Source organism: Acinetobacter suaedae, assembly GCF_008630915.1.
Taxonomy (GTDB): domain Bacteria; phylum Pseudomonadota; class Gammaproteobacteria; order Pseudomonadales; family Moraxellaceae; genus Acinetobacter; species Acinetobacter suaedae.
This window is the reverse complement of sequence record NZ_CP043909.1, coordinates 165,897-178,923: the sequence shown is the minus strand read 5'-3', so window position 1 is coordinate 178,923 and position 13,027 is coordinate 165,897. Positions and strand designations below refer to the sequence as shown.

10 protein-coding genes are annotated in these 13,027 nt (G+C 39.9%); 4 read left to right on the top strand and 6 right to left on the bottom strand.

From position 1 onward, the window contains the following. Positions 1-5: 5 nt before the first annotated feature. Together F2A31_RS00830 and blaOXA are read right to left on the bottom strand one after the other, a co-directional pair. Positions 6-1,727: a GGDEF domain-containing protein gene (locus F2A31_RS00830; RefSeq protein ID WP_150024780.1), complete on the bottom strand. Its 1,722-nt coding sequence runs from the start codon at positions 1,725-1,727 to the stop codon at positions 6-8. Between the two features lie 327 nt (positions 1,728-2,054). Continuing rightward, positions 2,055-2,885: a class D beta-lactamase gene (gene blaOXA, locus F2A31_RS00825; RefSeq protein WP_150024779.1), complete on the bottom strand. Its 831-nt coding sequence runs from the start codon at positions 2,883-2,885 to the stop codon at positions 2,055-2,057. 676 nt (positions 2,886-3,561) lie between these two features. Here blaOXA and omp33-36 point away from each other — a divergent pair. After that, on the top strand, positions 3,562-4,527 hold the full coding sequence (gene omp33-36, locus F2A31_RS00820; protein ID WP_267285520.1) for a porin Omp33-36: 966 nt from the start codon (positions 3,562-3,564) through the stop codon (positions 4,525-4,527). A gap of 119 nt (positions 4,528-4,646) precedes the next feature. On the opposite strand, the gene F2A31_RS00815 is transcribed toward omp33-36, so the two are convergent. Then, a complete protein-coding gene (locus F2A31_RS00815; protein ID WP_075314441.1) occupies positions 4,647-5,300 on the bottom strand; it encodes a response regulator in 654 nt (217 codons plus the stop codon). A 350-nt stretch (positions 5,301-5,650) separates the two neighbouring features. Here F2A31_RS00815 and msuE point away from each other — a divergent pair, with 350 nt between their 5' ends. Both msuE and sfnG read left to right on the top strand, forming a co-directional pair. Continuing rightward, a complete protein-coding gene (gene msuE / locus F2A31_RS00810; protein ID WP_004641499.1) occupies positions 5,651-6,391 on the top strand; it encodes an FMN reductase in 741 nt (246 codons plus the stop codon). Between the two features lie 22 nt (positions 6,392-6,413). Then, positions 6,414-7,517: a dimethylsulfone monooxygenase SfnG gene (gene sfnG, locus F2A31_RS00805; RefSeq protein WP_150024777.1), complete on the top strand. Its 1,104-nt coding sequence runs from the start codon at positions 6,414-6,416 to the stop codon at positions 7,515-7,517. A gap of 84 nt (positions 7,518-7,601) precedes the next feature. Here sfnG and acs read toward each other — a convergent pair whose 3' ends face one another. Beyond that, positions 7,602-9,560 carry an acetate--CoA ligase gene (gene acs, locus F2A31_RS00800; protein ID WP_150024776.1) on the bottom strand — a complete coding sequence of 653 codons (1,959 nt, stop codon included), beginning with the start codon at positions 9,558-9,560 and terminating at the stop codon, positions 7,602-7,604. Positions 9,561-10,007: 447 nt separating this feature from the next. Between acs and F2A31_RS00795 the strand changes: the two genes are divergently transcribed. Beyond that, positions 10,008-10,997, top strand: a complete 990-nt coding sequence (locus F2A31_RS00795) for a mechanosensitive ion channel family protein (RefSeq protein WP_150024775.1) — start codon at positions 10,008-10,010, stop codon at positions 10,995-10,997. On the opposite strand, the gene F2A31_RS00790 is transcribed toward F2A31_RS00795, so the two are convergent. Together F2A31_RS00790 and F2A31_RS00785 are read right to left on the bottom strand one after the other, a co-directional pair. Then, positions 10,977-11,687 carry a 16S rRNA (uracil(1498)-N(3))-methyltransferase gene (locus F2A31_RS00790; protein WP_150024774.1) on the bottom strand — a complete coding sequence of 237 codons (711 nt, stop codon included), beginning with the start codon at positions 11,685-11,687 and terminating at the stop codon, positions 10,977-10,979. The two genes, F2A31_RS00795 and F2A31_RS00790, sit on opposite strands and share 21 nt — an antisense overlap. Beyond that, positions 11,684-13,003: a 3-deoxy-D-manno-octulosonic acid transferase gene (locus tag F2A31_RS00785; RefSeq protein WP_150024773.1), complete on the bottom strand. Its 1,320-nt coding sequence runs from the start codon at positions 13,001-13,003 to the stop codon at positions 11,684-11,686. Before F2A31_RS00785 ends, F2A31_RS00790 begins: the two co-directional genes overlap by 4 nt. Between the last annotated feature and the right edge of the window lie 24 nt (positions 13,004-13,027).

Sequence of the window (13,027 nt, the reverse complement as noted above, 5' to 3'; positions counted from 1 at the left end):
AAGTACTAATGTTCTACCACATTCTTCCCTTTTGCCTTAGCCCTTAACATCGATTGATCCGCATTTTCTAACAGTTCAAGCCAGCTTTCTGCACCGACTGCGACACCAATACTCACCGAAACTTGAATGATCTCACCCAAACTTGAAACCTCAATCGATGCATTAGAAATTTCCAAACGAATACTTTCCGCAATTTGTTTTGCGGCATCTAACTGAATATTTTCAATGACCACCAAAAATTCATCACCACCATAACGGACGATTAAATCTGATGCACGTACATTGTGCTTTAGCTGATCCGCAATCATACTGATGACCTGATCACCAACAATATGCCCATATTGATCATTCACAAATTTAAAATTATCAATATCAATGACAATCACACCTAAATGCCTAAGAAGCTCAGGTTTAGATTGAAGTAAATCAAGATACTCATCTAGTGCAAGGCGATTAGATACCCCTGTCAACGGATCCGAATTTGCAATCTGCTTTAATTGCAACTCCATCGTATCCCGTTGACCCAGCATAACTTTGAGTTTATCTATCGCCTCAAATAAGGAATAGAATTCATTTCGAGATTTGGCTGGATTCACAGGCTCATCGCTGACATCGGATAATCCTAGAATCATATTTCGTGCTTTGATTAATGGGCTAAACACTTTTTGCTTGGCATAGATCATGGTAAAAAGTGCGATTAATAAAGATAAACTAGAAATACCAAGTGTAAAAAGAAACTGTTGTTGTGCATGCTTTTTTTGAGTTGTAGCAAATTCAATACTGTAATCTAAAATATAGTTTTGTAAATCCATCACTGTTGTGAACTTATCTACAATTTGCTCAGTGAGTTCCGTTCCAGAAATGAAGTAGTCTTCATTATTTTTGCTCTGAAGTAGCAATCGAGTCACTATAGGAAGTCCCTGATCTAAAAACTCAGTTTTGACTCGTTGATGCAACCGATTATATTCAGGTGTTTTAGATTGCTCTAAATGAATGGTGTCGACCAAAGCCCATAAGTAATAAGTTTGATGTTGCGTTTGTAAAGATCGAGCTAGATTTTCATCTGAGATTTTTTCATCAAAAGTGACTGGTGCCATGATATTGGAAGCAACACGGCCCGCCTGATCTCGCATATCGGTTAAAATCAAAATAGACGTAAAATAATTTGAAATTTTACTGTCCTTGCTTTTTGACTGGATCATCAACTTATTCAAAAGCTCACGTGCCTCATCCCATGCAGCAAACATGGATAAAATCGCTTGATCAAACTGTAATGATGTTCGTTGATGAGGTGGAATTAATGCATAAGCATCAACAGTAATTCGTGCTTGAGCCAACTCTGCCTTTAAATCCGTTTGTAAAGATTGAGCAATTGACGGAAAGCCACCTTGCTCCAAGATTGTAACCGTTTGATCAATTTCAGAATCTACAATACGTCTAAAAGCGTGTAATTCAGCTTGGTTTACCGCCAATTCATCTGGTGTACTGGACATTACCTTATTGGCAGGTGCACGTTCTCTAGAAATTTTATTCACGGTCTTCACCAAAGCCCGTAAACTTGTTGTTTCTGTTAATACCTGTTTGGTTTCAATATATTCTTGATAGCTGCGAATAATCAGCGGTATAGAGATATATAAGATCGATAAAATAATCACAATCATACATGAAAACAAACGAAGGCTAATTTGCTCAGAACGTAGTTTTGAGTTTTTTAAATCACGTCCCATGAACACACCCTGCTTTCTCACCAATCATTTTGATCAATTAACAATCAAGTAAACATTTTAGCGATGTTCTTACAATCACAACACCTTTAAGCGATCGACATCATATACCTCTACCAACATCATTGCCGAAACAGATTGTAAAAATAAAAATTATCAATTTTACAAATCAATCGTCAAACCACATACTTTGATTAAGCCATATGAATGACTGACTAAATACAAATTACCCTCTAGGATGTTTTCTCCCCCAAGTATAAACATCCTATTTATCAGCCCAACTCATGCTAAGAGATTGGGCTTTTTTTTGCTCAAAGACCAGAACCTTACTCACTTTAATAGATTCAATTGGGTTAATGCTTGATAAACAATTTCTTTACGTGCGGCTGCATGTGCAGATTGATTCATTTCCATATTGAGAGAAAAAGCGATCACTTTTCCGTTCGGATCTTCAATCCATCCAGTCCACCATCCTACTTGCGGGGTAATATCCATTCCCCAACCACTTTTGGCGTAAATTTTAGTTCCCCGTATTTCATCCACCAGCAACATATCGATCACTTGCTTTTGAGTTGTTTGTTTAAACGGGAGTTCCTGCTTTGCAAGACTGTAAGCAAATTGGGCTTCTTCGATTGGCGTAATTTTTAATGGTCCAATGAGCCAAAAATTATCAACTTGTGTCCCAATTTCCATATTTCCAAACCCGACGCTTTTGACTTCTTTTGCCATCAAATCCAATCCAATTCTCTGGGCAAGCGCTTGATAAACAGGTACAGCGGAAGCTTGCATGGCTTCAGCTAAAGTCAGATCTTTTTCCCAACTTTCAAAAGCACGTTTCTGACCGTCCCACTTAAATACTTCATTTGGTGAGGTCTTATCATGTTCAATGCCAATCAAAGCATTTAATATTTTGAAAGTTGACGCTGGAATATATGCAGTATTGGCACGATTCAAATCATTGCCGTATGCTTTGAACTTCTGCCCATCAAAGGTAATCAGAACGCCTGTCGTTTGAACATTCTGAAATAAGGAGGCAATCTTCGCTTCTTGACTATGTTCAACGCCACTCGATTGCATTGGAACATGAAAGTGTTGGCAAGCGACATTGGCAAATCCAATACCAATAAGCGCAGTAAAGATAAATAATTTTGATTGCTTCATTGTCTGTATTTAAAATTATCGGAATTTAATCGTTACTATAGATCTTTTATACAAATTGCTTTGTCATATTTCTTGATCTAAATCTTCTACTTTAAGCAAATAAAAAAAAGCTCGACCTTGGGGAAAGCCGAGCTAGTAAACTTAAAAATACACAAGGAAAATGTTAGGAGATCGTAAAATGCAAATTACATATCTCTTGATACGCATTATGTGAACTATGCCTCATAATGTAAAGTGAATTAAACAAATTACTTTTCAATTTATAATCGGTTTATCAAATTAAAAACTATTACTTTTTGTTTTTTACCCTCAAATAAAGAGCATTTTTCAAACAAAATACTCGTTATTTTTTTGCCACATTCATCGCATAATTGTAAAAAATCCACACCAAAAACACATTTTTCATGGCAAGTTTATGACAATGTTCAACCAATATTAAGTGAAAAAAACGATCAAAACAATCGATTTAACCAATCAACAATACAGCATTACTAAGGTATACGAAGTGCACATTTTCATGACAAACCCACCATATCTAACTGTTAGTTATATACTTTCTTTCAGGTTGACAAGAAATGATGCTTTTGTCTGATTTTTAAACAGCTCTTTATTAAGATCTTACCCTTGGTCGAGTAATTCGATTTATGACATTGACAACATACTTTGTTACAATACAATGACTCCCAACTTAACTCAATCACTGTTAAAGCTGGAAATTATTATGAAAAAACTCGGTTTAGCCACTGCTTTATTATTAGCCATGACCGGTGCTAACGCTTACCAAGTAGAAGTTCAAGGTCAATCTGAATTCATCAACGCAACTGATGCAAATGACAAAGACTTCACTGGTGCTGGTCAAGCAACTTATTACTTCAAAGATGTAGACACTTCTAAAGGTCCTTTAGCTGAAGCTGCGTTCTTAAACCAAGCTTCTAATGTTTCTGCAGCATATAGCTTTGCAAAATTAAGCGGCGATGAAGTTGTAACATCTAAAACCCAATCTTATGGTGCTAAAGGTGAAGCTTATATTCCAACACCTTACCTACCAGTATATACAAGCGCATCTTATAGCCACACTAAATCTAAAAGTGATGATGAGCGAGACAATGGCGACCGCTTCGCATTAGAAGTAGGTACAATGCTTGCACCTAATTTCTTAGTTGCTGTTGGTTATACTAACATTGCTGACCAATTTGCTTTAGATGCTAACAGCGTACTTTCTAGTGGTATTGCTAAATCATTTGCTCAACCATTAGTTATTGGTGAAGACCAAGACGCAATCACTGCGCGTACTAAATACGTTGGTAACATCGACGGTACAAACATGGCTGTAGGTTTCGAAGCAGGTCTTGTTTATGGCGATACAACCGCTTATGAATTAAAAACTGACTTCTATGTAACACCTAAGTTAAGCGTTGGTGCTTCTTATGCAGAAGTAAGTGCAAGCTCTAACCAAGCAAATGACAAATTCTCTCCAATCAAATCAGCTTGGGGTGCAAATGTAAATTACTTCATCACTCCAGCGATTGCTGTTGGTGCAAGCTACGTAAATGCAAATGCGAAAAGCTTCCTAGATGAAGATGCTGAAACTGTAAACTTAGATACGCAAACTATCGGCTTAAACGCGAAGTTCCGTTTCTAATTTTGGATTTTGGTTCTTCCTATAGAACACATGATTCATAATAAAAAAACCAGTTCTTTTGAACTGGTTTTTTTATGCAACGATTTGCAGAATAAATCGATAATAACTGAAAAATAAAATCAGGAAATTTTCTTCTCATCAATATTTAACGCACTGATCGCTAAAACGGCTTGAGTACGATTCTGCACGCCCAATTTACGGAAAATTGCCGTCACATGTGCTTTAATTGTTGCCTCAGAGACATCAAGTTCATAAGCAATTTGTTTATTTAATAAGCCTTCAGCAACCATCATGAGTACGCGAAATTGCTGTGGCGTTAAGGACTGCAAGCGTTCTGCCAAAGCAGTTTCATCTGCTGCTCTTGGGTCAAAGCTCGCATGTGTCGGTAAATTTGGTGGTAGCCAGATTTCGCCATCTAGAACATGCTTGATGGCTTCACCAATATGGCTTGGATGAGATGATTTGGGGATATATCCCATTGCCCCATGAGCAATGGCACGTTGAATAATTGAAACCTCTTCATGCGCTGAGACCACAATAATTGGAATCGCCGGATATTGTGCTCGCACATAAACTAGAGCAGAAAAACCCGATGCACCAGGAAGGTTTAAATCAAGCAAAACTAAATCAGGTTCAGCACCATGCTCTAAACGCTTATAGAACTCATCTACATCAGCCGTTTCTTGAATCTGCGCTTGTGGCAAACTGTAACGCACCGCTTGAATTAAAGCGTGTCTAAAGAGAGGGTGATCATCTACAATTAAAATATTCATAAGCGCTATAAGCAATCTGCTGTTTTAGTACGTCACTGTACGGTGTTTATTAAAATTAACCTATCTAAGCCTATTTTTAAATAAACCATTGGTCAAGCACTCTGACATTTTTTCTTTCTTTTTCCAGTAAAATAAATCATATATTTGTATAAATCATCACGATGATGGTTCGATCTTAAAAATTTTGAATAGAAACATAAAATTAAATCATCGTAAATTTACGATTTTGTATGCTTAGGCGATATATCTTTAAATCAGATAAGCTTGCAGCATTTCCTTATTTTACAGCACGACATCAGACGTAGATAAATAAAAGCCATTCGTAATGAACTTTTATTTAGGCAATGTCTATGTCCAATCGTAATACTGTTTCTACTCCGCTCAACATCGTTGCCGTTTCAGGTGGCTTGAATAGTCCATCAAAAACAGAAAGTCTCGTTCAAGCAATTCTTGATGAGCTTGCAGAAGCAACGCAGATCAAAGTCCATTTTGTAAAACTCAGTGAAATCGGACCTTTATTGGGTGGTGCAATCTATCGCAACCAATTACCACAACGTGTACAAGATGATTTGGCTGCGGTAGAGGCTGCAGATGCATTAATTGTTGGAACACCTGTTTATCGTGCTTCGTTTACAGGGCTATTTAAACACTTTTTTGATTTCGTTGAACAAACTGCCTTAGTTGATGTTCCTGTACTATTGGCTGCTTCGGGTGGTAGCGACCGCCATGCTTTGGTACTCGAGCATCAACTACGCCCTTTGTTTAGCTTTTTCCAAGCGCAAACCTTACCGATCGGTGTATACGCGACAGATCGTGATTTCACGCCAGCGTACACCGTCAATAGTGAGCAATTGTCTGATCGCATCACCTTAGCCGTTGCCCGTGCCTTACCTATTCTGGAATGGGCGCCTGCCAAGGGACAACGCGCAGCAGTCATCAAAGCCAAAACTGAGCAGGCCAATCAGAACTTGGGGATCAACAAGCAAATTGAACAAGCAGAGGTTTTACCATCAGCAGCTGTTCCAGACCTCGATGCCGCGGAATCTCGCTTACACCCCAAACCTACAAAAAATTTAACCCACGTCGCTTAGAAGACTATTTAGAGGGTAAAAAATGACTATTTCATCTGCAATTAAATTTGCGTATTGGGTTCCCAATGTCAGTGGCGGACTTGTGGTCAGTAACATCGAACAACGCACTGATTGGAGCTATGACTACAATATCCGTTTAGCACAAACCGCAGAAAAAAATGGGTTTGAATACGCGCTCACCCAAATCCGTTTTACCGCGGGCTATGGTGCAGAAAATCAACATGAATCGGTGAGCTTTAGTCATGCTTTGTTGGCAAAAACAGAGAAACTCAAAGTCATCGCAGCAATTCTGCCGGGTCCTTGGAAACCTGCACTTGCAGCGAAGCAACTCGCGACCATTGACTATTTAACTCAAGGTCGCATCGCAATCAATGTCGTGAGTGGTTGGTTTCGTGGAGAGTTTGATGCAATCGGTGAGCCTTGGCCTGAGCATGATCAACGTTATGTTCGCTCTGAAGAGTTTATTCGGACACTCAAAGGTATTTGGACTACAGACAATTATAGCTTTGAAGGTAAATACTACCAGTTTCACAACTACACGCTAAAACCAAAACCTTTGCAAAAACCTTATATTGAGGTCTTTCAAGGCGGCAGCTCCCGCGCAGCTCGTGATATGGCAGCGCGTGTCTCAGATTGGTATTTTACCAATGGCAATAGCGTCGCAGAGATCAAAAAGCAAATCGATGATGTACGTGCCAAAGCAAAACTCGAAAATCGCCAAGTGAAAATCGGAGTGAATGCTTTTATTATCGCCCGAGATACAGAGCAAGAAGCTCATGCTGTGCTAAATGAAATCATCGCTAAGGCAAATGTAGAGGCAGTCAATGCCTTTGGTGATGCAACACGTGAAGCAGGGGCTGCAGCGCCAGAACAAGAAGGAAATTGGGCTAAATCAAGCTTTGATGATCTTGTGCAATACAATGATGGCTTTAAAACCAATTTGATTGGTACACCACAGCAAATTGCGGAACGAATTGTAGCTTTAAAACAGGTCGGTGTAGATCTGATCCTGTCAGGTTTTCTACATTTTATTGAGGAGGTGGAATATTTTGGTGAAAAAGTATTACCGCTGGTACGGCAATTAGAACAACAACAATTGTCTCAAGTCACTGCAAAATCAGCTTGAGTTTCCTTCATTTTTGAATAAGAAGAAAAATAAAGATAAAGGCGCAAAATTACCCCCAAGACTCGGCTTGGGGGCTTTTTAAGTTTAACCTTCTGCACTACTCACTTCTGGGTAAACCGTTGCGATTAACGCATCTACCACTGCTGGCTCAGCAAGCGTTGAAGTATCACCTAAGCTGTCCAGTTCATTTGCTGCAATCTTTCTCAAGATACGGCGCATGATTTTACCTGAGCGTGTTTTTGGTAAAGCAGGTGCCCAATGCAAGGCATCTGGTGTTGCCACTGGTCCAAGAACTTTACGTACCCAATTGACCAACTCCTTACGCAACTCTTCAGACTCTGACACATCTGCTTGTAAGGTCACAAAGGTACAAATTCCCTGCCCCTTAATGTCATGTGGCATACCAACAACAGCAGCTTCTGCAACCGCTTCATGGGCAACCAATGCACTTTCAATTTCAGCAGTCCCTAGACGATGTCCTGAGACATTGAGTACATCATCAACACGACCTGTGATCCAATAGTATCCGTCTTCATCACGACGTGCACCATCGCCAGTGAAATAACAGTTCTTGAAAGTTGAAAAATAGGCTTCAATAAAGCGCTGTGGATCACCCCAAATCGTGCGCATTTGACCCGGCCAAGAATCCTTGATCACTAGGTTCCCTTCATTCGCACCTTCAAGTGGGTTACCTTCCCCATCAACCAATGCAGGTTGTACACCAAACATTGGACGTGTTGCCGAACCCGGTTTTAAAGCGGTTGCGCCCGGTAACGGTGAAATCAAAATACCACCTGTTTCCGTCTGCCACCATGTATCGACAATCGGGCAGCGTCCTTCACCAACCACTTCGTGATACCAGTTCCATGCTTCAGGGTTAATTGGCTCACCGACTGAACCGAGTAAACGTAAGCTACTACGATCACTCTCACGAACATAAGCATCGCCCTCACGCATCATGGCACGGATGGCAGTTGGTGCTGTATATAAAATCGTGACATTATGCTTATCAATCACATGACCAATACGCGCCCATGTTGGGTATTGAGGAATCCCCTCAAACATGACCGTGGTGGTTGCATTACAAAGTGGACCATACAATAAATAGCTGTGTCCTGTAATCCAGCCAACATCTGCTGTACACCAATACACATCATCTTCTTTGAGATCAAAAACCTCTCTAAATGTGGTGTTGACATAGACCAGATAACCACCCGTTGTATGTAACACACCCTTCGGCTTACCTGTTGAACCTGATGTATAGAGAATAAATAACGGATCCTCTGCCTTCATTGGTTCAGGTGGACAATGCTCGTCAACTTCCATGATTTCGAGGTGATACCATAAATCACGTGCTTCATTGAATTGGATCGGGTTGCCTGTACGGTGAACCACAATCACATGTTCTACACTTTCCGTACCCTGAATTTCTAAAGCGGCATCCACATTTTCTTTCAATGGAATTAACTTACCACCACGCATGCCAGCATCCGCAGTAATGACTAATTTTGCTTGACTGTCTTCAATACGGCTTGCCAGTGAATCAGGTGAAAATCCGCCAAAAACCACACAATGTACAGCACCAATGCGGGCACAAGCCAACATCGCAATTGCTGCTTCAGGGACCATTGGCATATATAAAACAACGCGGTCGCCTTTGCTAATACCCTGTTTCTTTAATACATTTGCAAAACGACAAACCTCATCATGCAACTCAGCAAACGAGATGATCTTGTGACGTGAAGGATGGTCACCTTCCCAAATGATCGCTGGCTTTAATGCATTATCTTTTAAATGACGGTCTAAGCAATTTGCTGATACGTTTAGTTCACCATCGGCAAACCATTCGATTTTAAAATTTGCTGGGTCAAAATTAGTATTTTTGACCTGAGTAAAAGGTTTAATCCAATCAATATTTTGTGCTTCTTCTGCCCAAAATGCCTCAGGCTGCTCAATTGAATATTGATAACGATTGAAATAGTCTGCTTCCGAGATCCTTGCCGTTTCTTTAAATTTTTCAGGCACTGGGTAGATTTCTTTCATAACTTACTTCCTTGGTCTTTTATCTCATACCTTAGATGTACTCATCTATTTTTTTGGTATGTCTGTGCTCACTTGCAGTATGGCGATCATCTATAAAGGTAAACAATGCGGCTTTGGTCGTAGGAGTTGGTTACTTATGCTTACTCAACGACCTAAAGTTCCTAAAAATAATTAAATATTAACTGCTTGTCGATGTTTTTTATTTTCAAAAAGGATCATTGTTTTGATCATTGACCATCAATCAACCGACCAAAGTATAAAAAAATAAGCCAATAAAATTGTTTATTTTTTGACAACAAAACTTCCAACAATCATCATAAACGATCATGCTCTATTCGTTATAAAATAAAACCATAAAGTTGTGAACGAATTTCTCATGCGTGCCGATTGTAAATTGATTATGATGACGCACCTGATTCCTTCTCACCATAAAATAGAGACTTCAACTTGGCAAACGAACAAATCACCTTGACAAGTGTCGCCAAAGATACAGGCATTTTAATCCAGCAAGCTGGTAGCAAAACGACTGAAACGGTCTTGGCACATACAGAAAAATATCAAGATGCGTACAGTACTATCGATAAAATGATCTATGCATTTTGGGATCGTATCCCCTATATCGGTCTTGCGATTATTGTTTTTGTGATTTTTTGGCTGCTCACAAAACTATTCAAAGTTTTTGTGAATAAAACACTCAGCAATCGTTCTTATGCAAGACAAAACTTGGTTCTAGTATTACATCGAGTCGGTAGTACCTTCATACTATTTTTTGGCTTCTTGATTGCGTTGGTGATCGCCATTCCTGGGTTTACACCGAGCCAGCTCATTGGAGCCTTAGGGATCGGCTCAGTCGCGATTGGTTTTGCGTTTAAGGATATTTTTCAGAACTTACTTTCTGGCGTACTCATCTTATTGGGTGAACCATTTCGCATAGGGGATGCCATCATCGTCAATGGCATGGAAGGTACTGTAGAGGATATTCAAATTCGCGCCACCTTCTTACGCTCTTACGATGGTCGTCGAATTGTGATTCCAAATGCGACTGTTTATACCAGTGCCGTAACGGTAAATACGGCTTATCAACAACGCCGCTGTGAGTTTGTCGTTGGCATTGGTTATGATGATGATGAACAGAAAGCGAAACAAATTGTCTTGGACATTCTAAACAATGACCGTAATGTGTTAAGCCAACCAAAATTTTCAGTCAATGTAACAGCACTGGCAGACTTCTCAGTCAACTTAACTGTTCGTTGGTGGATTGATACCACAGAAACCGATATTTTATCATCGACAAGCTCAATCCAAGCTCAAGTAAAACAAGCATTTAATGCTCAAGACATTAATATTCCATACCCAATCCAAGAACTCAAAGTTCAGGCAAATCAAGCCGCACAATTGCCAACAGTGATGCAGCCTTCAGATAAACAGCCGTCCTAAAATATGTGCTACTGCTGTTTCTGTTCGCAAGATTCGGTTGCCTAAGCATACTGCTTGGCAACCATTTTTTTGCATCAATTCAATCTCATATGGAATGAATCCTCCCTCAGGTCCAACGATCACACTACATCGATGTTGAATCGCATGAGGCATAACTGTTTCAGCATAAGGATGTGCGACATATGCAGCAGCCTCAGTCGTGATAAAGCAAGGCAAGATATCTTCAACAAAAGGCTTGAACCGCTTATACAATTGAATCTCAGTAGCAATCGGATCGCCTGCTTGTTCTAAGCCAAGCGTCACATAATCATCCAATTGTTGCAAAAACGGTGTTTGCCAATAGCTTTTATCCACTCGATAACTATGGATTAAACTGATCCGTTCCACACCCAAAGTCACAGCATCCATCACCATACGGCGTAACACTTTAGGACGAGGTAAAGCCAAAATCAGATGGACTGGTAGTTTTTCAGGAATTGCCTCAACTCGAATCGGTTTAACAATGATTCTTTGTTCTGAAACAGACAACACTTCTGTTAAATAACGCTGCTCATTGCGAACACCTATTTTCAATGTGTCGCCAACACTTAATTGCAGATGTTGCTGTAAATGTTTTAATTGGCGTGGGTTTTCGATTAACCATTGATCAGCACTAGCCGTTTGATGCGGCTCCAATAAAACCATGTTCATGAGTAATCAGTTTGCTTCAAATAATGATCAAGTAATTGAATATGCTTTTGCAACGAACCCTGATTACGCTTTAACACCACTTGAGCCTGTTCGATTAACTGCTGACGTTGCGTTGAATCATTCAAACAATTGAGAAGTTGTGCCGTAATCTGCTCAGCATTCTCGCCAATCAAAATCGCCCGCTCTGCAACAAACTCATCCACGATCGTTTGGAAATTAAAATAACGGGGGCCAATCACCGTTGGGACATCTAAAACCATCGGCTCTAGAATATTATGCCCACCACCCGGTTCATTCAATGATCCACCTACAAAGCAGGCTTGACTCAAGGCATACCACAACCACATTTCGCCCATACTATCAGCCAGAAAAACTTGTGTATCTGCTTGAATCGTTTGCTTAAGACTACGACGTTGCGTATTTAAATTTAAACTTTGGCATGCCTTATAGACTTCCTCGAAACGCTCTGGATGACGAGGAACAACGATACAAAGTAAATAAGGATTTGAATTTAAATATTGCTGTAATTGTTTAAGTAAATTTTCTTCCTCAGGGGCATGCGTACTGGCTAAAGTGATAATTTGCCGCCCAAGTAAATTCCAGTCTTGTTTTATTTGTTCTGCTTGCTCGATAAACTGCTGGGGAGCAGTAATATCAAATTTTATATTTCCTACGACCTGACTTTTTGTCCGATCCAGACCTAACTCAATATAACGTTGTTGTGTAGCTTTATCTTGTGCCAACAGCCAAGTCAGCTGTTGTAACATCGGTCGAGTTAAACGACTCACTTTTCCATAACCTTTGGCTGATTTTTCCGAAAGGCGCGCATTGAGCAAAATACAAGGAATATGTTGTTGTCGCGCTTCAGCAATTAAGTTCGGCCAAATTTCAGTTTCAACCAAAGCCAAGAGTTTTGGTTGATATAACTCAAAAAACTGTTTGAGTAATGACTTTTGATCAACGGGTAAATAAACCGCCTGAAATAAATCAAGATAAGGAGCTTTTAAAAAAAGTGATTTTGCTCGAGCTTGACCTGTCTTGGTGGTATTGGTGACCAGTACTGGATGACCTAATTTTAAATAATGCTCAATCAAAGGCTGTGCAGCATTGGTTTCACCGACAGAAACCACATGAAACCAAATGGCCGCTAAATTTTTTGGTGGCTGGAAGGGACCAAAACGCTCCACACATTCTTGCTGATACAGCGCATCACTTTCTGCACGTTGTTTTATTTTCCAACGATACAAGGGCTTGAGACAGATCAATAAAAAGTTATACCAAAATGGTGTTTGCTGTACTGCGTTTTGCTGCGCCATCCTAGACCATATTTCACGATTTAA

Coding starts and splice junctions, on each gene's coding strand:
- F2A31_RS00785 (WP_150024773.1), bottom strand. CDS start 13,003: ATGGCGCAGCAAAACGCAGTACAGCAAACACCATTTTGGTATAACTTT.
- F2A31_RS00830 (WP_150024780.1), bottom strand. CDS start 1,727: ATGGGACGTGATTTAAAAAACTCAAAACTACGTTCTGAGCAAATTAGC.
- omp33-36 (WP_267285520.1), top strand. CDS start 3,562: ATGACTCCCAACTTAACTCAATCACTGTTAAAGCTGGAAATTATTATG.
- F2A31_RS00815 (WP_075314441.1), bottom strand. CDS start 5,300: ATGAATATTTTAATTGTAGATGATCACCCTCTCTTTAGACACGCTTTA.
- blaOXA (WP_150024779.1), bottom strand. CDS start 2,885: ATGAAGCAATCAAAATTATTTATCTTTACTGCGCTTATTGGTATTGGA.
- acs (WP_150024776.1), bottom strand. CDS start 9,560: ATGAAAGAAATCTACCCAGTGCCTGAAAAATTTAAAGAAACGGCAAGG.
- F2A31_RS00790 (WP_150024774.1), bottom strand. CDS start 11,687: ATGAACATGGTTTTATTGGAGCCGCATCAAACGGCTAGTGCTGATCAA.
- sfnG (WP_150024777.1), top strand. CDS start 6,414: ATGACTATTTCATCTGCAATTAAATTTGCGTATTGGGTTCCCAATGTC.
- msuE (WP_004641499.1), top strand. CDS start 5,651: ATGTCCAATCGTAATACTGTTTCTACTCCGCTCAACATCGTTGCCGTT.